Genomic DNA, 24,922 nt, shown 5'->3' with positions numbered 1-24,922 from the left:
AGGTATTTTTGCTTGGAAGAAATCATACAAGAACATATTGATAAGTTGTTATTATTTATGAGAGAAGAAGCGTATAAACCGCTAACGATACAAGAGTTAGAAGAGGCATTTGGAATTGAAGGTTCTGAGGGCTTTAAAGACTTTGTAAAGGCACTTGTAATGATGGAAGAGAAGGGACTTGTTATTCGTACACGTAGCAACCGTTACGGTCTTCCTGAAAAGATGAATTTAGTAAGAGGTAAGTTAATTGGACATGCACGTGGCTTTGCATTCGTTGTACCAGACGAGAAGAAAACGGGAGACGATGATCTTTTCATCCCTCCTACAGAATTAAACGGTGCACTTCATGGCGATACAGTATTAGCACGACTTAGTTCTCAATCGAGCGGTTCACGTCAAGAAGGTTCAATTGTACGCATTTTAGAGCGTGGAACGAAAGAACTTGTTGGTACATATACAGAATCGAAAAACTTTGGCTTTGTTATACCTGACAATAAGCGCTGGACGAGTGATATCTTTATCTTGAAAAGTGCATCAATGGGTGCTGTAGAAGGTCATAAGGTAGTTGTGAAAATTACGAGCTACCCAGAAAACCGTTTAAGTGCAGAAGGTGAAGTTATTCAAATTCTAGGTCATAAAAATGATCCAGGAGTAGATATTTTATCTGTCATTCATAAACATCATTTACCTTTAGCATTCCCTGAAGAAGTGATGGAGCATGCAAACAGTGTACCAGAAACAATTTCAGAAGAAGATTTAAAAGATCGTCGTGATTTACGTGATCAAATGATCGTAACGATTGATGGTGCAGATGCGAAAGATTTAGATGACGCTGTTACAGTAACGAAGCTTGAGAACGGCAATTACAAGCTAGGCGTTCACATTGCGGATGTAAGTCATTACGTTCAAGAAGGTTCTCCAATTGATGTAGAAGCAGCGGAAAGAGCGACAAGTGTGTATCTTGTTGACCGTGTAATTCCAATGATTCCACATCGTCTATCTAACGGTATTTGCTCATTAAATCCGAAAGTAGACCGTCTGACATTATCTTGTGAAATGGAAATCAACAACTTAGGTGATGTTGTTAAACACGAGATTTTCCAAAGTGTGATTAAAACGACAGAGCGTATGACGTATGCTGACGTAAGAAGCATTTTAGAAGATGAGGACGAAGAGTTAATTAAGCGTTATGAGCCATTAGTACCGATGTTTAAAGAGATGGGGCAATTGGCACAAATTCTACGTGAAAAACGTATGCGCCGTGGTGCAATTGACTTTGACTTTAAAGAAGCGAAAGTATTAGTAGATGAAGAAGGAAAACCGACTGATGTTGTTATGCGCGATCGCTCTGTATCAGAGAAGTTAATTGAAGAATTTATGCTTGTTGCGAATGAAACAGTAGCAGAGCACTTCCACTGGATGAACGTACCGTTTATGTACCGTGTCCATGAAGATCCGAAAGAAGATAAGCTTGAGCGTTTCTTCGAGTTTGTAACGAACTTCGGATATGCGGTAAAAGGACGTGCGAATGAAGTGCACCCTCGTGCGCTGCAACAAATTCTTGAAATGGTTCAAGGACAGCCAGAAGAAGTAGTTATTTCAACAGTTATGCTTCGTTCTATGAAGCAAGCTCGTTACGATGCGGATAGTTTAGGACATTTCGGTTTATCAACTGAGTTCTACACACATTTCACATCACCAATTCGTCGTTACCCAGATACAATTGTTCATAGATTAATTCGTGAATACATTATTAATGGTAAAGTCGACAATGAAACGCAAGCAAAATGGCGTGAAAAATTACCTGAGATTGCAGAGCACTCTTCTAATATGGAACGCCGTGCTGTTGAAGCAGAGCGTGAAACAGATGAGATGAAAAAAGCAGAGTATATGGTTGATAAGATCGGTGAAGAGTATGACGGTATGATTAGCTCTGTAACAAACTTCGGTTTATTCGTAGAGCTTCCAAATACAATTGAAGGTCTTGTACACGTTAGTTATTTAACGGATGATTACTACCGTTATGACGAGCAACATTTCGCTATGATCGGAGAACGTACAGGAAACGTATTCCGCATCGGTGATGAAATTACAATTCGCGTTATTAACGTAAATAAAGACGAGCGTGCAATCGACTTTGAAATCGTTGGTATGAAAGGCACACCTCGCCGTAAGTTCAAAGATCGTCCAGTCGTTATCGAGCAGCCAAGAACAGGCAGAAAGAAACGCGGTGGACGTAGCGAGCGCAGTAATGAGCGCGGCGGTGAACGTGGCACAGGTAGAAAATTTGACCGTGGTGGCAAAGGAAAAGGAAGAGGATCCGCATCTGCATCCACATCCGCATCCGCAAGTCAGCCAGGGAAAAAAGATGGTAACGGCAAGAAGAAAAAAGGATTTTTCGAAAACGTACCAGGATTCAAGAAGAAAAAGAAAAAGCGTAAGTAAGAAAAGAGTGGCTTCGCTTTGATGAAAAGCGGGGCTTTTTCTTTTTTTATTGGTGGCTTGAGAGCGAGCCACTTTCGCTTTTAATGGAATCCAGCTACAGTGGCTAGAATCTGTGGGCCATTTCACTCCCTCGGACGAAGCAAAAAGCGCTTCTCTGTCGGGAGTTCCAATGTCCAAAGATTCTGAGCGAGCCACTTTCGCTTTTTATTAACATTTGTTACAATAGTAAAAATAGAGGAGGGACGTTATATGCCAAAAGGTACAGGTAAGGTTATTGCACAAAATAAAAAAGCGTTTCATGATTATTTCATCGAAGAAACATACGAAGCAGGGCTTGTCCTTCAAGGAACGGAAATTAAGTCGATTCGCGCTGGTCGTGTGAACTTGAAAGATGCGTTTGCACGTGTACATAATGGTGAAGTATGGGTTCATAATATGCACATTAATACATACGAACAAGGGAATCGTTTCAACCATGATCCACTTCGTACGAGAAAATTACTTCTTCATAAAAAAGAAATTGATAAGCTAGCGGGCGCTGCAAAAGAAACAGGTTACGCATTAGTTCCACTTAGAATCTATTTGAAAAATGGATTTGCAAAAATGGCACTTGGTTTAGCAAAAGGTAAGAAACAATACGATAAACGTCACGATTTAAAAGAGAAAGAAGCAAAACGTGAAATTGCACGCGTGTTCCGTGATCGCCAAAAGATGTAATACAGATATTTACATTTGTAAAACGGCGCGCGTATGATATAATAACTTATGTAAGGTTGTTGCACATTGAAAAACAGCTCTTAGTAGCTATCACGATATTTTCTTCGTATGCTCCATTTTTATCATGGGGACGTTACGGATTCGACAGGGATAGTTCGAGCTTAGGTTGCGAGTCGAGGGGATCGGCCTCGTTAAAACGTCAAAGCCTATAATTGGCAAACAAAACAATCTTTCTTTAGCTGCTTAATTGCACTAAAGGTTCCTCCCTCCATCGTCCATGTGGTAGGGTAAGGGACTCAAACTAAGTGGACTACGCCGGAGTTCGCCGTCTGAGGGCGAAGGAAGAGAACAATCAGACTAGCAACTTGGAAGCCTGTCGATAGGCCGAAGAGTTCGCGAAATGCTAATATATCGACTACACTCGTAGAAGCTTAAGTGCCGATATTTTTGGACGTGGGTTCGACTCCCACCGTCTCCACCAATACATATTTGGTGGTTTTTTTATTTTGTATGATATGAACCATAATTTTGCCAGGTTGGCGAGGTTATGGTTCTTTTTGTTTGTGGCAAATTTATGGTTCTAAAAATAGAATGTATCTAATTTCTTGGTTCTTTCAATTACATCATCAATGCATCTTGTGTGTTATCCCTTAACTATCACAATTTTATCCAGTAAAAGCCCGATTGGTGAGGACTGATAATCAGTGGGGGGATAAACATCTCTATTCAATTAATACTTCGCTTTATTCGAATCTTCATATGTTTTGTATTTTTATCTATATCTATTGTAAGATTATATAGAGTTCTCCTAATAAACTGTTTTAATGGATTATTTAGGGGTTTTAAATTTATAAATCTTAAATTATTTTTTTAAGATAATTTTTTTATCTAAATAATTTATATTGAAGTAGAGGTGAACCATCGGTGAAGCAGGTGTTGGTGATTAAAAATGAACGGTCTTCAGCAAAGAAAATCGTAAGCGGTTTAACGCAAGAAGGCTATTTCATTTTAAAACTTCACAATGAAAACGAAGGTTTAAATATAATATATGAACAAGATTGGGATATTATCATATTGGATTGGGACTCATTAAGTATATCTGGACCAGAAATTTGCAGACAAATACGACTTGTTAAAACCACACCGATAATTATTGTGACCGACAATATTTCTAGTAAGGATTGCATAGCAGGGCTACAAGCAGGAGCAGATGATTATATAAGAAAACCATTTGTGAAAGAAGAATTAGTAGCAAGGGTTCAAGCAATTTTAAGGAGAAGTGACTATATCCAGCAAAATGAGATGAAATTTTTTCAGTTTAAAGATCTCTTTGTTGATGCATCTAGCAATATTGTGAAAAAAGGTGGCGAAAATCTCTCACTTACTAAGCGCGAGTATGATTTACTTGTATTTTTAATCAAAAACAAAAACACAATATTGAGCCGTGAGATGCTTTTGAATCAAGTTTGGGGATATAACGTAGTAGTAAATCCAAATGTAGTAGATTTATATATTGGGTATGTAAGAAAAAAGTTAAAGTGCGAGAAGAAAGACAGATATATTCAAACGATACATGGCAGAGGCTATTCAATGATTGACTGATAAAAATAAGATAATAAAAAAATGAGTAAAACTATTTCATTCAGTTTTACTCGTTTTTTTATTAAATGTGATAATCAAATAGTTTCTGAGAAGTATTAAAAGATGTAAAAAAATATTTCTATCAGGTAATGGATTATGAAAACATTAGCTATTAATGAGCATTTTTTGCAGGGGAAATTATGGTTTATAAGGTGCTCATCTTTTGGGTATTGTGTAGGGGACGATTCTAGCGCGCATTAGTTGAGACCGGATCTAATGAAAGTGTCTACTCGAAAAAAATCGACACGCTCTGAAGAATAAAGGTTAATCAACACGCCCGACTTCATATATTACTTTGTTTGTCTGATTTTATGAATTCACACCATTCACAAGATTTTCACAGAATTAATGACTATACTAATTAACAGGATGTTCAAATGAAAATGATTATCAATAGCGATTCAATTGAATAAAAGTTACCTTCTAATTCAATCTATGGATGTCATCATTTTCGAAATAAATCACACTATAAGGAGTATACATATGAAAAAATCTATGCTTTTAAAATTAGTGAGTATTCTAGCAGTTTTCACTTTAATGTTAGTAGCTTGCTCAGATTCAAGTAAAGAAACTTCGAAGGCTAATAATAAAGATAATGGTAGTGATAAGCCAAAAACGGTTGAAATCACTGATGCTCATGGAACTGTTAAAGTCCCTGTAAACCCAAAGAATGTAGTTGCTTTGGATAACAGAACGTTTGAAACTTTATCTGATTGGGGAATTAAATTAGCGGCTGCTCCAAAGGATATCATGCCTGCTGATTCAGCATATAAAAAGGATGAAAAAGTTCAAAATATTGGGAATCACCGTGAACCAAATCTAGAAATTATTGCAGCGGCAAATCCTGAACTTGTAATTGTTGGTCAAAGATTTGCTGACCATTACGAAGAAATCAAAAAATTAGTACCAAATGCAGCAGTTATTGATCTTAATTTTGATGTTTCTGAGAAAGCTACTAAGCCTGGCGAAAACTTAGTAAAAGGACTTAAAGATTCTACAATTACTTTAGGAAAAATCTTTAATAAAGATAAAGAAGCTAAACAATTAGTAGCTGATTTTGATAAATCTATTGAAAAAGCAAAATCTGCTTATAACGGAAAAGATAAAGTTATGAGTGTTATCGTTACTGGTGGTAATATTGGTTTTGCTGCTCCACATTCTGGTCGTGTTTGGGGACCAATGTATGAAATTTTCGGTTGGACTCCAGCGTTAGAAGTTTCAAATTCTACTGCAGGTCATAAAGGTGATGACGTTTCTGTTGAAGCTATTGCACAAACAAATCCTGATTGGATTTTCGTATTAGATCGTGATGCTGCAACATCTGATGCAGCTAAGTCGACACCTGCTAAGGATGTTATTTCTAAATCACCTGCTCTTCAAAACACAACTGCTGTTTCTAAAAAACAAGTTATTTATGCACCAGAAGATACTTACACGAATGAATCAATTCAAACTTATATAGAGTTATTTGGAAATATGGCAAAAACTTTAGCTAAGTAGTGTAAAGGAGTACGAAACAGTGTCAAAAAATATGATTTCTAGGGTTGAGAATATTTCTCAACCCCAGTTTTATAATCAAAATAAAATATGGACAAAACCTTTTATAATAGCAGTTATAGTTGTTATAATTTTAGGGATTATATCACTGTTTACTGGAGTTTATGATATACGTGGACAAGAGGACGGGACAGAGATGTTTTTCATAACTCGTGTTCCGAGAACAGCTGCATTAATGCTTACTGGAGCTGCGATGGCGATGGCAGGGCTCGTCATGCAACTCATTACACAGAATCGCTTTGTTGAACCTACTACAACGGGGACTATTGAATGGTCAGGCTTAGGCCTGCTTTTTGTGTATTTATTATTTCCTGCCCCGACTTTAGTTCAAAGAATGACTGGTGCAATCATTTTTTCTTTTATAGGAACTATGATTTTCTTTCTATTTTTAAGAAGAGTTAAGCTTCGTTCGTCTTTAATTGTTCCGATTATTGGATTGATGCTTGGAGCAGTAATTTCTGCAGTGTCTACTTTTTTAGGACTCCTTTTTCAAAAGACGCAAAGTATTGAAACTTGGTTTGTAGGTTCATTTGCTAACATTCAGGTGGGAAGATATGAATATTTATGGCTGATTGTTATCATTACTTTTCTTATTTTTATGTATGCTAATAGATTGACTTTAGCTGGACTAGGAGAAGATGTCGCAACAAGTCTTGGAGTTAATTACAATAGAATTGTTCTTTTTGGGACTGCTCTTATCTCTGTTGCAGTTGGAATTGTTGCAGCTGTTATTGGACACTTACCTTTCTTAGGATTAATTGTGCCAAATATCGTTTCAATGTTTAGAGGTGATGATCTTAGGAGTAATTTACCTTGGGTTTGTGTGATCGGAATGGGATCAATAACTGCCTGTGACATCATTTCTCGAACAATTATACAGCCTTTTGAATTACCTGTTTCTTTAATACTTGCAACAGTGGGAGCAGTCGTGTTTATTACTATTTTATTGAGACAAAGAAAACCAAGGAGGCTACGATGATCACATTAGAATATAGAAAAAAAGAAAATGTCGAAATCGATTCTAGCCTTCATAATGAAAGTAGATCAGCTAGCGCTTTTCGGTCTAAGAAGGAAGCAAGACGTTATTGGATTTTACTGATAACATTGATTGCTTTAGGTCTTCTTTCTTCATATGGACTTTTAGTTTATAACAATCCAGTTCCGATAGATTCACCTTCTTTTATCCCAGTCGTTAAGAGAAGGATAGTAGCTATTGTTGCAATGATTATTGCTGCGGTTTGCCATAGCTTGTCGACAGTTGCTTTCCAATCTATTACGAATAATAAAATTATTACTCCATCGCTTTTAGGTTTCGAATCACTTTATTCAGCAATTCAAACGAGTACAGTATTCTTCTTTGGTGCTAGTGCGTTAATAAATTTTAATGGAATTGGATCATTTTTATTCCAAGTTGTTGTTATGGTCTTCATGAGTTTGATACTTTATGGATGGTTACTTTCCGGTAAATACGGGAATTTACAACTTATGCTTTTAGTTGGAATTATTATTGGTACCGGGCTAAATTCAGTGTCAACTTTCATGAGAAAACTACTTGCGCCTTCAGAATTTGATATTTTACAAGCAAGATTATTTGGTTCTGTTAATCATGCAGATCCTGCATATTTTCCTATTGTAATTCCTATGATCATAATTGTAGCAGTATTAATTTTTGCTCATTCTAAGAATTTGAATGTTTTGTCACTAGGAAAGGATGTTGCTACTTCTTTTGGAGTTAAATATCAACCTAGTGTAATTTATACGCTTGTATTAGTAGCTATTTTAATGTCCATTTCAACAGCTCTAATTGGGCCACTTACTTTCTACGGCTTTTTAGTGGCAACTTTGAGTTATCAGGCAGCGTCAACTTATGATCATAGATATATTTTTCCGATGGCTTTTGCTATAGGATTTTTAATAATGACGAGCGCATACTTTTTAATGTATCATGTATTCCATGCTCAAGGTGTAGTTTCAGTTATTATTGAATTATTCGGTGGAATCATATTCTTAACTATAGTTTTAAGGAAGAGGGCTTTATGATAAAAATTGATAATGTTAAAAAGTTCTATACTGATAAGGTAAAAATAGGACCTTTGGATATTGAAATACCAAAAGCAGGCTTTACTTCTTTAATTGGACCAAATGGCGCTGGAAAGTCAACGACACTTTTGATGATTGGCAGACTTTTAGATATGGATGAAGGTCAAATTCAGGTAGCAAATATGGATGTTTCTGAATCCAAATCAAAAGACTTAGCAAAAGTTTTGACTATATTGCGACAAGAAAATCATTTTGTAACTAGGCTTACTGTGAGACAACTAGTTGGATTTGGGCGCTTTCCTTATTCAAAGGGAAGATTGACTAAAGAAGATGAGGCTATCATCTCTAAATATATCGATTTCTTAGATTTAACTAGTTTAGAGAATAGATATTTAGATGAGCTTTCTGGTGGTCAAAGACAAAGGGCATATGTAGCGATGGTATTGTGCCAAGAGACTGAATATGTACTTTTGGACGAACCTTTAAACAACCTTGATGTTGCTCGTTCTGTTCAAATGATGGAGCATTTAAGACGTGCAGCTAATGAATTTGGAAGAACAATTTTGACTGTCATGCATGACATAAATTTTGCAGCTAAATACTCGGATAAAATTTGTGCTATGAAAGATGGACAAATTGCTGCTTTTGGAACAGTAGAAGAAGTTATGGACCCAACACTTTTGACAGATATTTTTGAAACAAAAATAGAAATTATTAATGGTCCTTATGGGCCAATCGCTGTTTATTAGTTATAAAATGTCTTGCGTAGATTATGCAAGACACTCTAGTTGAAGTTGCTGTCTGTATTTTATAGGCAGCAGCTTTTTTTATGTGATTACTCATAAAATGCAAAAGAATGCTTCACCTTTTCAAGTATGTACCAAGTGGAAAAAATATCTCTGTATAATTTTTCAAAAGAATTCAGCTTGTTTTTTGTATATGTAATATTGCATATCAGAGTGTATTGATAAAAGTGTAAGGGGTCACTATAATGAGGGCATAAAGATAAATCACATTTTCGTAGCAATAAAAAGGAGGAAATAATATGGAAATCGCAATGGCAGTTTTAAAATTTGTAGGTGGCGTAATCCCGTTAATTCAAGAACTTTTAAAAGCATTTATGTAAGTTTATTAGTTAACTATCATTTATCAATCATTATCATATTTTACTAAAAAAAGAACGGGGTGATTTTTCTGAATATTAAGAAAAACACTAAAAGAAGAAAGTTCCTTACATGTTTATTAGTTAGTCTATGCACTATTAATTATTCATCTATTTCCTTCGCAGAAACACAAGCAAGTAATGTAACTGATGTAACCAAAAATGCTAGTGGCATTAATACTGGTATAGCAAATCTTAAATATAATAATCAAGAGGTTTTAGCTGTAAATGGTGATAAGGTAGAGAGTTTTGTTCCGAAAGAAAGTATCAATTCAAATGGTAAATTTGTAGTAGTGGAACGCGAGAAAAAATCACTTACAACGTCACCAGTCGATATTTCAATTATTGATTCTGTAGTGAATCGCACGTATCCAGGAGCTGTACAACTTGCAAATAAAGCTTTTGCAGACAATCAACCAAGTTTATTAGTGGCTAAGAGAAAGCCTTTGAATATTAGTATAGACTTACCGGGCATGAGAAAAGAAAATACAATCACTGTCCAAAATCCGACATATGGTAATGTAGCTGGAGCAGTAGACGATTTAGTATCTACTTGGAATGAAAAGTATTCTACAACACATACGTTACCTGCAAGAATGCAGTATACGGAATCTATGGTTTATAGTAAATCACAAATAGCAAGTGCTCTTAATGTTAACGCTAAATATCTTGATAACAGTCTAAACATTGATTTTAATGCGGTTGCAAATGGAGAGAAAAAAGTGATGGTAGCGGCGTATAAGCAAATATTTTATACGGTAAGTGCTGAACTACCTAACAATCCATCCGACCTTTTTGATAATAGCGTTACTTTTGACGAGTTAACTCGAAAAGGCGTAAGTAATTCCGCTCCACCTGTTATGGTTTCAAATGTAGCTTATGGTAGAACGATTTATGTAAAATTAGAAACAACATCTAAGAGCAAAGATGTACAAGCTGCTTTTAAAGCCTTACTTAAGAATAACAGCGTTGAAACAAGTGGACAGTATAAAGATATTTTTGAAGAAAGTACCTTTACTGCTGTAGTATTAGGCGGAGATGCGAAAGAGCATAACAAGGTTGTTACTAAAGATTTCAATGAAATCCGAAATATCATTAAAGATAATGCTGAATTAAGTCTTAAAAATCCAGCATACCCAATTTCATATACAAGTACTTTCTTAAAAGATAATGCAACTGCTGCTGTTCATAACAATACAGATTATATTGAGACGACAACTACAGAATATTCAAGTGCTAAAATGACACTTGATCATTACGGTGCTTACGTTGCTCAATTTGATGTATCTTGGGATGAATTCACATTTGATCAAAAGGGTAACGAAGTACTAACACATAAAACGTGGGATGGTAGTGGAAAAGACAAAACGGCTCATTACTCTACAGTTATCCCTCTTCCACCGAATTCAAAAAATATAAAAATTGTAGCAAGAGAATGTACAGGTCTTGCATGGGAATGGTGGAGAACAATTATTAATGAACAAAACGTTCCATTAACAAATGAAATAAAAGTTTCAATTGGAGGAACAACATTATACCCAACAGCTAGTATTAGTCATTAAGTATAAAAAAACACTTTTTCCACGGAAGAGGTGTTTTTTTATAGGGAATACAAATAAAATTATTTTTAAAATATGTGGTTGAAATTCAAGTGAACGCAATTTTAGTGAATACATTTTAAAGTCTTGCAATCAAATCAATCTTGATATATAGTTTAGTTAAGTAAACTAAATTAAAATGTATTCGGAGGTTTTGAAATGGAAAAAGAAATAATTTCAAACGAAAATAAACAAAAAAAGCCATTGCTTTTTAAAGTTGGAATAGGGCTTCTAATCATATATGTTCTACTTTGGGGAAGTGCTTTAATCATACCATTTACTTCACTGTCGACGCAGGTAAAGACCATTGTCATTCCGGGGTGTATAGTAATAGGAGAAATTCTATTTTTGATAGGTGCTGTCTTTGTTGGGAAAGAAGTGGTGGCAAAATATAAAAAGTATTTAAACCCGAAAAATTGGAGAAGAAAAGGTGAGAGAGAGAAGTATGATAAATAAAAATATAGCTGAGGAAATCAATCAAACACTTGAAGAACTATGGATATTACTTGAAACGAAAGAAAGATCTTATACGAATTTTAATTTAAATAATCAGCAATATACGTTGTTAACATTAATTATTAGGTACCCATCATCCACTCCTAAAGAGTTAGCTGAAAAAATGAATGTGACGAAAAGTGCCATTAGCCAGCAGTTAGTGAAACTTGAAACGGAAGGATATATTTTCAGAAGGCAACATGCAGAAGATAAACGTGCATTTTCAGTTGAATTAGGTGAGAAAGGCTTGTTATATAAAAAAGAAATGGACGCATATATGCAACAGGTTTCTGAAAAATATTATGCAAGTTTATCACCTGAAGAATTAACAAACCTTTTATCAGCGCTTCAAAAGCTAACGAAAGTAATTGATGAGCTGTAGTGGTTATTCAATGTAAAAAATAGTATACGCTGAACAAAACGGTCAGCGTATACTAATTCATGTTTCGAATATAAAAAGTAGATTTTTAATCAAATCAATTAAAAACTAAATTGTGGTTTCATATCACCTTTATAAGGTTCATGTTCAACGAATATAGTTATATCCTTACCAGCTTGGTCTTTACCAGTTCTTTTATACGTAAATTTATTCTTATTTAGTTCAGTAAGCTCAAGAGCAGCACCGTATTTGTTATTTCCAATTGAAACATGGGCTCTTATTTTATTTTCGTGTACAACATCGAAGTAGCCATAGTCACCGCGGCTTTGACCTGTTTCGCTATTGAAAAACTCATATTTATTAGATTTGTCATCAAATTTTGCTAAACTTATAAAATTTGAATTAAACTGTGTTACATCGTTACCAGCTTCGTCTAATACCTTTGTTCCGTGCCAAAGGGTACCGCCCAAAATTTTATCTCCATCAACGTTTTTAACAATATCTCCTGTAGTCGTGTTCAGCTGCTTGTCCGGATCAGTGAAAGAAAGTTCTTTTTCTTTATATGGAACATGTTCAACGAAAACTTCTACATCTTTACCGTTAGCGTCTTTCCCCATTCGTTTATAAGTAAATACATTTTTATTTAGTTTTGTCATGTCAACGACAGCTTGATACTTCATTGATTCTGAAATCAATATTCTCTTCTTCCCATCATTTGTGACAAAGAAAGTGCCTTTATCGCCACGACTTGCACCTGTTTTAGCATCAAAAAATTCATATCTGCCTGACTTCGCATCATATTTTGCAAGACCAATGAAGTTTGCATTCTCTTTTGTTAAGTCATTCTTATCTTTGTCATACACTCGTGTACCTTGCCAATTTGTCTCGCTAAGAATATTAGCCATTTTTTGTCCTTTAGTTAATTTATTTTCCTTTTTTGTTTCTTTGGCAACTTGTTCTTGTTTTTGTTTCCCATGATTTTCTTCAGCTTTAGTACCAGCACACCCTGTTAATGCTAATGTGAATCCGAGCAGTACGGATGATAGTGCTTTTGCTTTTTTGTTCATGTTTTATCGTCTCCTTATTTTATGATTTCAAGTAGTACGGTTAGCGATTATAGTAGCAGTGCGTCATAGATGAACTTAGTTGCTACGTTTCCTATGTTAATCCCCGACTATAAACTGCCTCTAAATAAAACATTAAAAAAAGATAAACTAATTCCTAAAAAATGTTCATATTTATAAAAAATCGCTAGATTGCTGTAGTGCCTACGAGTAATCCAAAAAATACATTGTAAAGAAGAAGGAAAGCCGCTAATAATAATGTAATTGCTAATAGAGCTAATCGATTGTAGTGCAAAACTTTTGAGAAAAACTGTAGGAGTGGTGTTTTTGTAAGACTCTTTCGTTAGCAATCGGTTGTACATCATCATAAATTTGAACACCTACTGTATCGGGTAAAAAGAAAGTAGCTCCTTCATTGTTCGCAATATGTTGTACGTGAATAACTGTTTTATGTTTTTCACGAAATGCTTTCAAAACTTCTTTCGCTTTTTGTGCGGCTTTTTCAGGTTGATGTAATTCCATATTGCCACCTTCAAAGTAATCATTTTGTATGTCTACTAATAGCAACGCTTCGTTCATCGTTATGCCCCCATACTTAGTGATTCAGCACGTTATTTGTACTGTACCGTTATTATATAAATTGTAGCTATGCGGAAGTAATAACGTTATGAAACGATTTTAACGGATATAGTTTCAGTGTGAAAAAAGTGAAAGTTGCTATAAGTACAAATGGATTTTGTGGAATTCACGGCAAAGTTATAGATAGAGTGGCATTGCAGGGTTAAAAACCATAACTTTGCTGGAGGAGCGGGTTATGGTTTTTTTATGAGGAAATACGATTTTAAGTTTTTGCTGAAGGTGTTTTTCTAGGATATGCTGTGAGTGATTGGAGTGAGGTAGTGTCAGATATTGTCGACCAATCGATATATTGGAAAAATCGTTGATATATTGTGAGTTGTGATAGATATATTGAGAAAATCGTTGATATATTGTGAGTTGTGATAGATATATTGGAAAAATCGTTGATATATTTGTAAAGGGGTGTTTGAGGTGATTGTGAAAGAGAGAAAAATGCCGATTTATATAAGACAGTTAGAAGCACTTCTTAGAAGGTTACCTGTACATCATCCGAAACGAAATTTAATTGGAGAAAACTTGGCAAAACACATGGCGGGGTATAAAGGAGAGCAAGCGATTGATTATCCGCTTAGTTTTATTTCTGAGAAAGAGTATAGTGTTTTACATGATGTTCGCTTATGTAATTATGATAAATACTTTCAAATTGATACTATTATCCTTTCCACAAAGTTTCTTCTTTTTCTTGAGATAAAAAATATAGCAGGTACATTAATGTTTGATGCAAAGTTTAATCAACTTATCCGAATAACAGAAGGAAATTCAGAGGGATTTCCAGATCCGGTTTTACAAATAAAAAGGCAAGAAATACAACTAAAGAAATGGTTAAACTCACATGGATTTTCCTCTAGTCTTCCAATTGAGTCCCTCGTTGTTATTAGCTCGCCTCGTACCATTATAAAATCTTCAGATGACAATCTTCTTCATACAATTATTCATAGTGCAAATTTACCTCATAAAATAAAGTGGTTTGAAAGTAAATATAAGAGAAAAGTTATAGATAATGTAGATAGGCTCATTCATCAAATAATAACGGAGCATTCTCCACTTCAACAAAATATACTTGAGCAATATAAAATAGAAAAAGAGGAGTTGTTAAATGGAGTACAATGTGAGAAATGCTTAGTTATCCCAATGGTTAAAGTGAAGAAGGGCTGGCGTTGTACAAGTTGTAAAGATTTTTCAAAAGTGGCACATGAGGATGCTATACGAGATTATGCATTGCTCATTAGTACGACATGTACGAACGGTAATTTGAAAGAGTTTCTCCATGTTTCGTCGGGTATGGTTGTAAACAGAATTCTCCACACACTAAATCTCCCCTACACTGGCAACAACAAAGGACGAATATATGATTTAACTTCTTTCCAATCGTAATTTTGCTATAATAAATAAGTACTTATACGAAGGGGAGTCTAAAGAGAATATGAAGTCATTTAATATCGATCATGTTATAGCTAGTGTTTTGCAATGGATATTAAATATAGCTTTAATTATATTATCCATTGTGTTATCAATTTTCTTAGTAAATGAGACGATCACGTTTGTGCAGTATATTTTTTCGTCAAAAGAGTATACGTCTTATAAATTGGTTGAAAGTATCATCGTCTATTTCTTATACTTCGAGTTCATTGCATTAATTATTAAGTATTTTAAATCGAATTATCATTTCCCGTTACGTTATTTTATTTATATCGGAATTACGGCTTTAATTCGATTAATTATTGTGTCTCATGAGGAACCGATGGAGACGTTATTATACGCAGGAGCAATTCTTGTTTTAGTTATTGCTTTATACATATCGAATATGAGAGATTTGAGAAAAGAGTAGTAGTGCAGACGTAAGTTTGCACTACTTTTTTATTTGCAATTATCCATCATATAATTGGGGGGCTGTAATCAAATGAATAGTGTCAGGACATTCTAATTTATAAGTTACTTTGTTGTTTTCAATATCTTTCTTTATCTTTTGACATGTATTATTCGAATATTGAATCTCTTGATTTTCATTATGTTTCTCATGTGTTTTTGTGTAGTCAACGTCATAATAGACGGAGGTAGATTCCTTTTCTTTTTTTACAGTTAAATCAATAATAACTGGCTCGTCCTTGGTATTAAATTTAGTAATTCTAACGGAATCGTCTTTATTTGAATTATAGTTTTTTACGAAAGTATCTAATTTCTCTATATTATAAACTTTATCGTTTTTTTCAATAACATCACCACGTTTTTTAGAAGCCTCAAAAGTATATGTCTCTTTTCTATTATTTTTTTTCTCGTTATTAGTACAACCAATAAGAGTAAAAGTAAATAAGGCTAGCGAGATTACAGATAACGCATATTTTCTATATTGTATTCTCATAGATTCAGCTCCTTTTCTTAATTTTTAACGATGATATATTTATAATTTTATCTTACTGAGATTTTTGGAAAGCAAAAAGACTGTTCTTTTTTCGTTAAGTTATTGTAAATGTCTACATTCTTTATTAATTGGTTATAAATTTCGGCATAATATTGTTACATCTTGACCTTCAAGTTGCTTGAAAGTTTACAATGAAATTAGGGCGTTTGAAATCGAAAAAAATTGAGAAATTAAGTGAAGAGGTTTCTTTTACTTGGAGGTTATAGGAATGAATCAGGAATTGAAGTTACGTCCATTAGAACGAGAAGATTTAAAGTTCGTACACGAACTGAATAATAATGCGCATATTATGTCGTATTGGTTTGAAGAGCCATATGAGGCATTTGTGGAGCTGCAAGACTTATACGATAAACATATACATGATCAAAGCGAACGCCGATTTATCGTTGAGAAAGACAATGAAATGGTTGGGTTAGTTGAGTTAGTAGAAATCGATTATATTCATCGTAGAACAGAATTCCAAATTATTATTGATCCGAATTATCAAGGATATGGTTATGCAGCGGATGCGACGCGTTTAGCGATGGATTACGCTTTTTCCGTACTAAATATGCATAAGCTTTATTTAGTGGTGGATAAGGAAAATGAAAAGGCAGTACATGTTTATAAAAAAGTTGGATTTATGGTAGAAGGTGAGCTTATCGATGAGTTTTTCGTTGATGGTAACTATCATAATGCGATAAGAATGTGTATGTTCCAAAAGGAATACTTTGGCACAAAATAACCGATTGGAAGAGCTATAGATAAAATATTATCTATAGCTTTTTTGTGATTTGAAAACAATTATTTATTGTAAAACGATAAATAATTATTGATTTTTGATACTTCTGGGCGTATTATAATGGTAATAAGATCAGTGGGAATTAAAGGAGAGTAGTATATGATGAAAAATAAATACGTAGTAGCTATTTCTTTCATGATTTTAGCGATTATTTCTTTAACTATACATGCTTCAAACAGTAAAGTAGGAGCGGATGGATTCCTTGAAGAACCTTTCTTTTTCCTAGTACCGATAAGTTATGTATTGTTCCTTAGTGGCATTGGTGTATTATTATTTGGATTTATTACTTCAAAGCTGAAAAAGGGCAATAGATAGGGGCTACCAATAGGGACAAAACACTCACTATGAAATAGAAACATACCATATGGAAAAAAAGAATAAGTGAGATGAATCATGATGAACCATCATTTTTATAATGGAAGACAAGTAGGATCGGCTATTACTTGGGCAGGGGCACAGGGAACAATTCATGCTGTGTATCAGGCTATTCACATGCAGCAGCAAGCACAAGCAGCACAAATGATGCAAAGTCAGTATATGCCGTATTCACAGCTTCCGATGCAAATTGTACATTACGATGTACATCCAGCTGGTTTATTTTCCATTCCATATGGCGGGACATATTTCTTATGAAAGAAAGCGACTCAATAGAGTCGCTTTTTTTATATTCCACCTAGCTTCATCCCAAGGAATGCGAAGAGGATACCAATTATGTAAGTAGCACTTAAATATAAAAGGAAGATGTACGGTTTTTTAAGATTGAGAAGCTGAACAGATTCTAATTTAAACGTAGAAAATGTAGTGAATGCGCCCATAAATCCAGTACCTAATAATAGTTGCCAGCCTGTAGTAACTCCGTTGCCAATTATATATCCGAGTAAAAATGCTCCTGTTATATTAATAAGGAATGTAGCAATTGGAAATTGTGTTTTATTTCTTTTCTTAAACCAATTGCTAATTGCAAATCGTGTAATCGCACCGAAAAATCCTCCTGTTGCGACTAATAAAGCTTCTATCATGAGTAATCACCTTCCGTAAGAGATTTCTTAATTAAGAAATCTCCAAGTGTATAGCCAAGGCCAGACATAATGAGGCCACCAAGTATGCTACATGATACATATAAGAAGGCTATGCTCCACTCAGAATGATTGATCAATTGCACAGTTTCTACACTAAATGTTGAAAAAGTCGTAAAGGAACCGATGAATCCAGTCCCGATGCCTGTGATAACCTCTGAAGGTAAGATGTTTAGCCGAGCGATATAAGTAGTTAGCCACGCTAAGAAGAAGCAACCGATTAAGTTAATGAGTAATGTTGCTAATGGAAATGAATGATGCCAAAATGTAGTGATATTAAGACCTAAATAATAACGAGAAAGAGCTCCTAATATACCAGCAATGCCAACGATAATATAAATCAATTTTCTCACCTCTTTAAATAGCTTGCTCAAAAAAATAGACTCCTACCAGTATGTATACTGGTAGGAGTCATTAGCTAAGCAGCGTTTATGGCGAACTCCATCGCCTATGATTATTACATATAGTGTACTAAATATACCGTTTGATTTCCAGTGAGGAGGTGGGTGTAACGTTTCTTTTTTTGATGTCTGGAGGCTTTTTAAGTAATTAAAATGGGATCGATTACTTATCAACTAAATATAGTGATATAAGGTTTTAATTATGATAAAATGTTTCTTATGTGTGTCGTTTTATTTTATTTGACTGAAAATAAAGAAAAATAAATTCGCGTGAAAAGGAGTCATTTATTTGAAGAAATTTTTTAAAATCGTATTTATATGTGTTTTAGTAGTAGCGGGCATTGTAGGAGGATTTCTAGCGTATATGACACTTACTAAAGAACAGCCTGCTGATGTTACAAGCTTGAAGGTGGAGAATAATAAGGAGCGCGTATTAGCGACTGGAAATGAATTTAAAGTTACAACATTTAATATTGGATATGCTGGGTTAGATAAGGATCAAGATTTCTTTATGGATGGTGGAAAGGGATCTGGTTCCAGTAGTAAAGAGCAAACGGAAACTAATTTAAAGAATATGCTTTCGTTTTTACAAAATGAGAATAGTGATTTTGCGCTATTACAAGAAGTTGATATAAAGTCACTTCGTTCATTTGATGTAAATGAACATGAATTTTTGAAAAAAGGATTACCTGATTATGTTTCATCATTTGGCAAGAACTACGATACGAAATGGGTTCCAGTGCCAATAACAAATCCAATGGGCTATGCGGAGGCTGGATTAAGTACGTTTTCTAAATACACTGTTCAAGAAGCGAAGAGGTTCCAGCTTCCTGGAATGGAGCCTTGGCCAAAGCGTTTGTTTGATTTAGATCGAGCAATTGTGGAATATAAAATCCCTGTTAATAATGGGAAACATGTTAGACTTGTAAATTTACATTTGTCTGCTTATGATGAAGGCGGGAAAATTAGAAAACAGCAAGTAGAGTATTTAAAAGAATATATGAACAAGCATTATGAAAATGGTGATTACGTAATAATGGGCGGAGATTGGAATCAATTAGTTTCAAACGCTCAATTAAGTGATCCGAAGTTCGTGAAAGAGCGTCCTGAGTGGTTAGTAGAGTTACCGAAGGACTTTACGGACGGTGGCTTTAAGTGGGCTGTAGATCCGTCTGTTATGACTGTGAGAGATGATGTAAAGAAATATGTAGAAGGTGAAAATTTCGTCACTATTATTGATGGCTTTATCGTTTCACCGAATGTAGAGATTGTAAATGTACAAGGGAAAGATTTAAAGTTTGAAAATAGCGATCATAACCCAGTGAGTGCAGTATTTAAACTGAAGTAATTGATATGTATAAGTAGAAGGTGGGGCTTCATATGGAGTGGTTAAAGAGGACTTGTTTTTCTAACCTTGAGAAAGAATCACAGAAAAATCATTTATTACTGTTTATAACGATTTGTAGTTTCTTCCTTGGGATAATCGCGATTGGGTATTATGGATATATTTTTACAGAGAGAGCAATAGCGTTTTGGATTTGTGGTATTTCTGTCGTTGTATTTGGAACGCTTTTTACTTTTATAAAAAGTATGGAATCAGCGTATAAATATATCATGACATTTATGTTGCTTACAATGTCTTACATTATGGTACAAGCTTTTAATGAAAGCCCGGCTGTATTTCAAATGGTCTATTTTACATTAGCTGTTTCACTTATTTACTTAAGTGAGCGCCTCATTTTAATTCTTGGCGGGGTAGCTGTTGTGATCACATTTATCCTTTGTAGCTATTGGCCGGAGCAATTTTTTGCTTATACAGCCTCATCTGAAGCTGCTAATTTCGCAAGTTTGTTAGCGATTGTAACAATCGCTATGTGGGGCGTCACGAAAATCGGTTCTAATCTGCTCCTTCGTTTAAGTGATGAGAAGCAAGAAGTAATGAGAAAAGCTCAGGAGTTAGAAGAGACGCAAAGACTTATTGAAGAAACAGTTGTGAAACTAGATAGTAATTTCAATCATTTAAGACAAAATATGAACACGTCGATGGAATCGATGAGTGAAATTAATTTTGCCTTTGAAGAGGTGGCAGTTGGTACGCAATCACAATCAGAGATGATGTATCGTTCGGTAGAAGTATTGAATGATATGGAGGGAAATATTGAACAAATCATCTCTCAAGTAAGAACTGCATCGGCTCGTGTGGATGAAAGCTTAGAAATTTCAAAAGGTAGTGTGCATACTCTAAGAAATTTTGAAACTAACATGAGAAGTTTAAATGATGTTGTTTCACAGTCTGGAATTATATTTAGAGATTTAATGATGCAATCGAAACAAATTAATGAAATTGTAGATGTAATAACGAATATTTCAAGTCAGACGAGTTTGCTAGCTTTAAATGCAAATATTGAAGCTGCCAGGGCAGGCGAGCATGGAAAAGGTTTTGCTATTGTAGCGAGTGAAGTGTTAAAGCTTGCTGAAGAATCAAATCGTTCTGCGGGAAGAATTCAAGGGATTTTGAAGGAGTTTAGTAATCAAGCAAGTAAGGTAGAAGTGCAGGTAGAGAAGTCAGAAAGAGTACAAGAAGAGTGCAACGAAATGTTAGCAAGCGTTTTAACAAACGTAACTGATTTAGGGAAGTTTATTGATGCGATTAATGAAGTAATGCGAGAGGTTGTTGTTCATCAAGAAAGTTTCCAAGTTAAAACGACGAATATCGTAAAGGATGTTACGCATGCTTCTAACGTAATTCAGCAAACTTCTACAGCTACAGAAGAAGTGCTAGCGAGTGTGGAAGAAGAAAAACATCGAAATGATACGTCAGTGAAGACGTTACAAACTGTTAGCGAGCAAGTGAAGTTGTTAGAAGATATTTTAGAAAAGTAATATTGCTTGGAAAGAGCACAAATGATGTGCTCTTTTTTCATTGAAACGAATACTTGATAGGAATTTAATTGCTTTTCTGCGCGTTTTCTGCCAAGCTTAAGGAGATAAAGTGAGACTAGTACATACTGATTATTAGCCCTCACCAATCAAGCTATCCGCAAATAGCGGAATAAAATACTTCAAAGAAAGAATTATATAGGTGACGCATATGATCGAAGTTAAGACTTCTGAACTTAGTGATGGAGAATTTAATAGAGGTGTATTTGCAACTCGTGATATTAAAAAGGGTGAGTTGATACACGCAGCACCAGTTATCTCTTATCCGAATGAACAGCATGAACATATTGAGAAAACGTTACTTGCTGACTACGCATTTGAGTATGGGATCAATCATACGGCAATCCTTTTAGGATACGGTATGTTATTTAATCATTCATATAAACCGAATGCAACGTATGATATTGTCTTCGAGAACCATACGTTTAACTTCTTTGCTTATAAAGATATAAAAGCAGGAGAAGAAATTTTAATCAATTATAATGGTGAAGTTGATAACGATGAGCTGTTATGGTTTGATAAAGAAAAAGAAGAGAACGAAAAGTAATATAAAGAGTATAGAAAGAGCACATTCTGTCGGATGTGCTCTTTTTTATTGATGTAAATAAAGTAAAAAGTACAAAAAAATACCACTTTCTTTTTGTATGGTATAGTAAGATACTGAGGGATAGTGTTTTGAAAAAGTCACATATTTTACAAATTGTTGTCTTTCTGATGACATGTCAAGTTTAGTAGTCCATTTGGGTTGCTTTATTATGCAATATATATTTTAATATGAGTGGCACCTCTTATAAATTAAGAGGTTTATAGGTGTCTCGAATTGATTTTGGGTACACTGTATCCACCACTTTAGGTTCTTTCATGTACGTGGGGATATTATGGGCCCGTATAACGGGATAAAATGAATATAGAAATAGAGGAATCGTAAAATGAATATGCAAGAGGTTTATAAATATTTAAGTACGGTATTGCCTGAAGGACATGTTAAACAAGATGAAATGTTAAAGAATCATACGCATATTAAAGTTGGCGGAAAAGCAGATGTTTTTGTTGCGCCTACAAATTATGATGAAATTCAAGAAGTTATCAAATATGCGAACGAATATAATATTCCAGTTACGTTTTTAGGAAATGGATCGAATGTCATTATTAAAGATGGTGGGATTCGCGGGATTACAGTAAGTTTAATTCATATTACAGGTGTTACTGTAACAGGAACGACGATTGTAGCACAGTGTGGTGCAGCAATTATTGACGTATCACGTATTGCCTTAGACCATAACTTAACGGGTCTTGAGTTTGCTTGTGGTATTCCAGGTTCAGTTGGCGGAGCGTTATATATGAATGCTGGTGCTTACGGTGGTGAAGTATCGTTTGTGTTAACAGAAGCTGTTGTAATGACAGGTGATGGAGAGCTACGTACTTTGACGAAAGAAGCATTTGAATTTGGATATCGTAAGAGTGTATTTGCTAACAACCATTACATTATTCTTGAAGCGAGATTTGAACTTGAAGAAGGTGTACGTGAAGAAATTAAAGCAAAAATGGATGATTTAACGTTTAAGCGTGAGTCAAAACAGCCTCTAGAATATCCTTCATGTGGTAGCGTATTTAAGCGTCCACCAAATAACTTTGCTGGTAAGTTGATTCAAGACTCAGGACTACAAGGTAAGCGAATTGGTGGAGTGGAAGTTTCTTTAAAACACGCTGGATTTATGGTGAATGTTGATAACGGAACAGCACAAGATTACATCGATTTAATTCACTTCGTACAAAAGACAGTTGAAGAGAAATTTGGCGTGAAGTTAGAGCGAGAAGTAAGGATTATTGGAGAAGATAAGGAATAACGAAATACGTATGAAGATATGAATTATTTTAAAATAATATTTGGGTATTGTTGACAATTTGTTTTCAATTCAATATAATGCTAATAATTTAACAAATAACATACGTTGAAAGAGCCCAGTAGCAGTTTGTCACTGTTAACGAGAGAGCTAGGGGTTGCTGGAACCTAGCACAAACAAACTTGCGAATTACACTCTGGAGTATCTTAGGTAATGCTAAGCGGACTAGCAATCGATATTATTGCTAAGAGTGGTATGAGTAGCTATGCTATTTATGCAAACTGGGTGGTAACACGGTGAATAATCGTCCCTATGTCTATCGTAGACATAGGGGCTTTTTTGTTTTTAAAAAATAAAGGGGATGACAAAAGATGAATATTATTGATGAATTAGAATGGCGTGGCGCCGTTAATCAGCAGACTGACGAAGAAGGTTTACGTAAGCTAGTAGAAGAGAAAAAGATTTCACTATACTGCGGAGTTGATCCGACTGGTGATAGTATGCATATCGGACATTTGATTCCGTTTATGATGATGAAGAGATTCCAATTAGCTGGCCATCATCCTGTTATTTTAATTGGCGGGGCAACAGGAACAATTGGTGATCCGAGTGGACGACAATCGGAGCGTCAACTTCAAACATTAGAAGTGGTTCAGCATAATGTAGATGCGTTAACAGCACAAATGAAAAAGCTATTTGATTTTGGCGGAAATAGCGAAGTGAAGATGGTAAATAACTATGATTGGACACATGAAATAAATATTATTGAGTTTTTACGTGATTACGGGAAAAACTTTAGCATCAATAGCATGTTAGCGAAGGATATTGTAGCAAGCCGTTTAGATACAGGTATTTCTTTCACAGAATTCACGTACCAAATTTTGCAAGCGCTGGATTTCCATCATTTATACACGAAAGAGGATGTTCAACTTCAAATTGGTGGTAGTGACCAGTGGGGAAATATTACGAGTGGTTTAGATTTAATTCGGAAGTTAGAAGGTCATGAGGCGAAAGTATTCGGATTAACGATTCCGTTATTATTAAAATCGGACGGTACGAAGTTTGGTAAGTCAGCAGGTGGTGCGGTTTGGCTTGATCCCGAAAAAACGACACCGTTTGAATTTTACCAGTTCTGGGTAAATACAGATGACCGTGACGTAATTAAATACTTGAAATACTTTACGTTCTTAACGGAAGAGCGTATTGATGAATTAGCAGCGAAGGTAGAAGCGGAACCTCATAAACGTGAAGCGCAAAAAGTGTTAGCGGAAGAAATGACGAAATTCGTTCATGGAGAAGAGGCATTATTACAAGCTGAGAAGATTACAGCAGCGTTATTTAGCGGGGATATTAAATCGTTAACAGCTGATGAAATTGAACAAGGCTTTAAAGAAATGCCAACGTTCCAGTCTTCAAAAGAGACGAAAAACATCGTAGAGTGGCTAGTCGATTTAGGAATTGAACCATCTAGACGCCAAGCACGCGAAGACATTAATAATGGTGCGATTTCTATGAATGGTGAGAAAGTAACAGATGTGGGTACGGATGTTACTGTAGAAAATTCATTTGATGGAAGATTTATTATTATTCGTAAAGGGAAGAAGAACTACAGCCTTGTGAAGTTAGGCGAATAGTTTGTGTGAAAGGATGGGAGTAGGAAGAATACTTCCATCTTTTCGTATACACAATTTGGACATAAAATAATCAGTAAATTTAGATAATTA

The 24,922-nt window shown here is 34.9% G+C and carries 24 protein-coding genes, 1 other RNA gene, 1 pseudogene, 1 riboswitch and 1 other annotated feature; of the genes and pseudogenes, 21 read left to right on the top strand and 5 right to left on the bottom strand.

Going from position 1 to position 24,922, the window contains the following annotated elements; genetic code table 11:
• Positions 1–12 precede the first annotated feature (12 nt).
• The 11 genes from rnr (at position 13) to IBT51_RS13790 (ending at position 12,037) form a co-directional block, all read left to right on the top strand.
• On the top strand, positions 13–2,445 hold the full coding sequence (gene rnr / locus IBT51_RS13840; RefSeq protein ID WP_075719987.1) for a ribonuclease R: 2,433 nt from the start codon (positions 13–15) through the stop codon (positions 2,443–2,445).
• 249 nt (positions 2,446–2,694) lie between these two features.
• Positions 2,695–3,162, top strand: coding sequence for an SsrA-binding protein (gene smpB / locus IBT51_RS13835; protein ID WP_001123920.1), 468 nt, complete (start codon positions 2,695–2,697; stop codon positions 3,160–3,162).
• A 126-nt stretch (positions 3,163–3,288) separates the two neighbouring features.
• Positions 3,289–3,643, top strand: a transfer-messenger RNA (tmRNA) gene (gene ssrA / locus IBT51_RS13830).
• Positions 3,644–4,086: 443 nt separating this feature from the next.
• Entirely contained in the window at positions 4,087–4,764 is a 678-nt protein-coding gene (locus tag IBT51_RS13825; RefSeq protein WP_053563383.1) for a response regulator transcription factor, read from the top strand.
• A 522-nt stretch (positions 4,765–5,286) separates the two neighbouring features.
• The gene (locus IBT51_RS13820) at positions 5,287–6,303 is read left to right on the top strand and encodes a siderophore ABC transporter substrate-binding protein (protein ID WP_000749448.1); all 1,017 of its coding nucleotides are present in this window, start codon (positions 5,287–5,289) and stop codon (positions 6,301–6,303) included.
• Positions 6,304–6,322: 19 nt separating this feature from the next.
• Positions 6,323–7,339 (top strand): ABC transporter permease, encoded by a 1,017-nt coding sequence (locus IBT51_RS13815; RefSeq protein ID WP_000042077.1) that lies wholly within the window; start codon positions 6,323–6,325, stop codon positions 7,337–7,339.
• On the top strand, positions 7,336–8,400 hold the full coding sequence (locus IBT51_RS13810) for an iron chelate uptake ABC transporter family permease subunit (protein ID WP_000631245.1): 1,065 nt from the start codon (positions 7,336–7,338) through the stop codon (positions 8,398–8,400). Before IBT51_RS13815 ends, IBT51_RS13810 begins: the two co-directional genes overlap by 4 nt.
• Positions 8,397–9,149: an iron ABC transporter ATP-binding protein gene (locus IBT51_RS13805; RefSeq protein WP_000590061.1), complete on the top strand. Its 753-nt coding sequence runs from the start codon at positions 8,397–8,399 to the stop codon at positions 9,147–9,149. Before IBT51_RS13810 ends, IBT51_RS13805 begins: the two co-directional genes overlap by 4 nt.
• Before the next feature lie 436 nt (positions 9,150–9,585).
• A complete protein-coding gene (alo, locus tag IBT51_RS13800) occupies positions 9,586–11,124 on the top strand; it encodes an anthrolysin O/cereolysin O family cholesterol-dependent cytolysin Alo (RefSeq protein ID WP_000576745.1) in 1,539 nt (512 codons plus the stop codon).
• Positions 11,125–11,319: 195 nt separating this feature from the next.
• On the top strand, positions 11,320–11,616 hold the full coding sequence (locus IBT51_RS13795; RefSeq protein WP_157417342.1) for a transporter suffix domain-containing protein: 297 nt from the start codon (positions 11,320–11,322) through the stop codon (positions 11,614–11,616).
• Positions 11,606–12,037 (top strand): MarR family winged helix-turn-helix transcriptional regulator, encoded by a 432-nt coding sequence (locus IBT51_RS13790; RefSeq protein ID WP_000608841.1) that lies wholly within the window; start codon positions 11,606–11,608, stop codon positions 12,035–12,037. Before IBT51_RS13795 ends, IBT51_RS13790 begins: the two co-directional genes overlap by 11 nt.
• 98 nt (positions 12,038–12,135) lie before the next feature.
• On the opposite strand, the gene IBT51_RS13785 is transcribed toward IBT51_RS13790, so the two are convergent.
• Together IBT51_RS13785 and IBT51_RS13780 are read right to left on the bottom strand one after the other, a co-directional pair.
• The gene (locus tag IBT51_RS13785) at positions 12,136–13,101 is read right to left on the bottom strand and encodes a DUF4822 domain-containing protein (RefSeq protein ID WP_001034143.1); all 966 of its coding nucleotides are present in this window, start codon (positions 13,099–13,101) and stop codon (positions 12,136–12,138) included.
• Positions 13,102–13,404: 303 nt separating this feature from the next.
• Positions 13,405–13,677 (bottom strand): annotated as a pseudogene (locus tag IBT51_RS13780) (isochorismatase family protein); the annotation flags it as partial.
• A 477-nt stretch (positions 13,678–14,154) separates the two neighbouring features.
• Here IBT51_RS13780 and IBT51_RS13775 point away from each other — a divergent pair.
• Both IBT51_RS13775 and psiE read left to right on the top strand, forming a co-directional pair.
• Complete coding sequence (locus IBT51_RS13775; protein ID WP_200458485.1) at positions 14,155–15,111, top strand: NERD domain-containing protein; 957 nt, start codon at positions 14,155–14,157, stop codon at positions 15,109–15,111.
• Between the two features lie 49 nt (positions 15,112–15,160).
• Positions 15,161–15,565, top strand: a complete 405-nt coding sequence (gene psiE / locus IBT51_RS13770; RefSeq protein ID WP_000834709.1) for a phosphate-starvation-inducible protein PsiE — start codon at positions 15,161–15,163, stop codon at positions 15,563–15,565.
• A gap of 39 nt (positions 15,566–15,604) precedes the next feature.
• Here psiE and IBT51_RS13765 read toward each other — a convergent pair whose 3' ends face one another.
• Complete coding sequence (locus tag IBT51_RS13765; RefSeq protein WP_200458462.1) at positions 15,605–16,096, bottom strand: DUF4362 domain-containing protein; 492 nt, start codon at positions 16,094–16,096, stop codon at positions 15,605–15,607.
• Positions 16,097–16,364: 268 nt separating this feature from the next.
• Between IBT51_RS13765 and speG the strand changes: the two genes are divergently transcribed.
• The 3 genes from speG (at position 16,365) to IBT51_RS13750 (ending at position 17,570) form a co-directional block, all read left to right on the top strand.
• Positions 16,365–16,880, top strand: a complete 516-nt coding sequence (gene speG / locus IBT51_RS13760) for a spermidine N1-acetyltransferase (protein ID WP_078400850.1) — start codon at positions 16,365–16,367, stop codon at positions 16,878–16,880.
• Between the two features lie 159 nt (positions 16,881–17,039).
• A complete protein-coding gene (locus tag IBT51_RS13755) occupies positions 17,040–17,252 on the top strand; it encodes a DUF3955 domain-containing protein (RefSeq protein ID WP_000792612.1) in 213 nt (70 codons plus the stop codon).
• Positions 17,253–17,330: 78 nt separating this feature from the next.
• Positions 17,331–17,570: a DUF3947 family protein gene (locus IBT51_RS13750; protein WP_029443564.1), complete on the top strand. Its 240-nt coding sequence runs from the start codon at positions 17,331–17,333 to the stop codon at positions 17,568–17,570.
• Between the two features lie 29 nt (positions 17,571–17,599).
• Here IBT51_RS13750 and crcB (IBT51_RS13745) read toward each other — a convergent pair whose 3' ends face one another.
• Positions 17,600–17,956: a fluoride efflux transporter CrcB gene (crcB, locus tag IBT51_RS13745; RefSeq protein ID WP_000568579.1), complete on the bottom strand. Its 357-nt coding sequence runs from the start codon at positions 17,954–17,956 to the stop codon at positions 17,600–17,602.
• On the bottom strand, positions 17,953–18,357 hold the full coding sequence (crcB, locus tag IBT51_RS13740; protein WP_000639315.1) for a fluoride efflux transporter CrcB: 405 nt from the start codon (positions 18,355–18,357) through the stop codon (positions 17,953–17,955). Before crcB (IBT51_RS13740) ends, crcB (IBT51_RS13745) begins: the two co-directional genes overlap by 4 nt.
• A 54-nt stretch (positions 18,358–18,411) precedes the next feature.
• A riboswitch (Fluoride riboswitch) is annotated at positions 18,412–18,471 on the bottom strand.
• Positions 18,472–18,703: 232 nt separating this feature from the next.
• Between crcB (IBT51_RS13740) and IBT51_RS13735 the strand changes: the two genes are divergently transcribed.
• From IBT51_RS13735 to tyrS, 5 genes are all read left to right on the top strand, one after another.
• Positions 18,704–19,762: an endonuclease/exonuclease/phosphatase family protein gene (locus IBT51_RS13735; protein ID WP_000713106.1), complete on the top strand. Its 1,059-nt coding sequence runs from the start codon at positions 18,704–18,706 to the stop codon at positions 19,760–19,762.
• 32 nt (positions 19,763–19,794) lie between these two features.
• Positions 19,795–21,297, top strand: coding sequence for a DUF4077 domain-containing protein (locus IBT51_RS13730; RefSeq protein WP_095690018.1), 1,503 nt, complete (start codon positions 19,795–19,797; stop codon positions 21,295–21,297).
• 208 nt (positions 21,298–21,505) lie between these two features.
• Entirely contained in the window at positions 21,506–21,901 is a 396-nt protein-coding gene (locus tag IBT51_RS13725) for an SET domain-containing protein (protein WP_000573647.1), read from the top strand.
• A gap of 382 nt (positions 21,902–22,283) precedes the next feature.
• On the top strand, positions 22,284–23,201 hold the full coding sequence (murB, locus tag IBT51_RS13720) for a UDP-N-acetylmuramate dehydrogenase (protein ID WP_001057106.1): 918 nt from the start codon (positions 22,284–22,286) through the stop codon (positions 23,199–23,201).
• Between the two features lie 96 nt (positions 23,202–23,297).
• Positions 23,298–23,513: a binding site (T-box leader), on the top strand.
• Between the two features lie 56 nt (positions 23,514–23,569).
• Positions 23,570–24,832, top strand: a complete 1,263-nt coding sequence (gene tyrS / locus IBT51_RS13715; protein WP_197233465.1) for a tyrosine--tRNA ligase — start codon at positions 23,570–23,572, stop codon at positions 24,830–24,832.
• Positions 24,833–24,922: the final 90 nt, after the last annotated feature.

The sequence above is a fragment of the Bacillus sp. S71 genome (assembly GCF_016625265.1).
GTDB classification, from domain to species: Bacteria; Bacillota; Bacilli; order Bacillales; family Bacillaceae_G; genus Bacillus_A; species Bacillus_A cereus.
The sequence above is the reverse complement of the archived record's forward strand: the minus strand, read 5'-3'. Positions and strand labels throughout refer to the sequence as shown.

Bases quoted from the DNA above. Each gene is read 5' to 3' on its own strand.
- smpB (WP_001123920.1), top strand. From the start codon at position 2,695: ATGCCAAAAGGTACAGGTAAGGTTATTGCACAAAATAAAAAAGCGTTT.
- IBT51_RS13820 (WP_000749448.1), top strand. From the start codon at position 5,287: ATGAAAAAATCTATGCTTTTAAAATTAGTGAGTATTCTAGCAGTTTTC.
- IBT51_RS13810 (WP_000631245.1), top strand. From the start codon at position 7,336: ATGATCACATTAGAATATAGAAAAAAAGAAAATGTCGAAATCGATTCT.
- IBT51_RS13805 (WP_000590061.1), top strand. From the start codon at position 8,397: ATGATAAAAATTGATAATGTTAAAAAGTTCTATACTGATAAGGTAAAA.
- IBT51_RS13795 (WP_157417342.1), top strand. From the start codon at position 11,320: ATGGAAAAAGAAATAATTTCAAACGAAAATAAACAAAAAAAGCCATTG.
- IBT51_RS13790 (WP_000608841.1), top strand. From the start codon at position 11,606: ATGATAAATAAAAATATAGCTGAGGAAATCAATCAAACACTTGAAGAA.
- IBT51_RS13785 (WP_001034143.1), bottom strand. From the start codon at position 13,101: ATGAACAAAAAAGCAAAAGCACTATCATCCGTACTGCTCGGATTCACA.
- psiE (WP_000834709.1), top strand. From the start codon at position 15,161: ATGAAGTCATTTAATATCGATCATGTTATAGCTAGTGTTTTGCAATGG.
- IBT51_RS13765 (WP_200458462.1), bottom strand. From the start codon at position 16,096: ATGAGAATACAATATAGAAAATATGCGTTATCTGTAATCTCGCTAGCC.
- speG (WP_078400850.1), top strand. From the start codon at position 16,365: ATGAATCAGGAATTGAAGTTACGTCCATTAGAACGAGAAGATTTAAAG.
- IBT51_RS13755 (WP_000792612.1), top strand. From the start codon at position 17,040: ATGAAAAATAAATACGTAGTAGCTATTTCTTTCATGATTTTAGCGATT.
- IBT51_RS13750 (WP_029443564.1), top strand. From the start codon at position 17,331: ATGATGAACCATCATTTTTATAATGGAAGACAAGTAGGATCGGCTATT.
- crcB (WP_000568579.1), bottom strand. From the start codon at position 17,956: ATGATAGAAGCTTTATTAGTCGCAACAGGAGGATTTTTCGGTGCGATT.
- IBT51_RS13730 (WP_095690018.1), top strand. From the start codon at position 19,795: ATGGAGTGGTTAAAGAGGACTTGTTTTTCTAACCTTGAGAAAGAATCA.
- IBT51_RS13725 (WP_000573647.1), top strand. From the start codon at position 21,506: ATGATCGAAGTTAAGACTTCTGAACTTAGTGATGGAGAATTTAATAGA.
- murB (WP_001057106.1), top strand. From the start codon at position 22,284: ATGAATATGCAAGAGGTTTATAAATATTTAAGTACGGTATTGCCTGAA.
- tyrS (WP_197233465.1), top strand. From the start codon at position 23,570: ATGAATATTATTGATGAATTAGAATGGCGTGGCGCCGTTAATCAGCAG.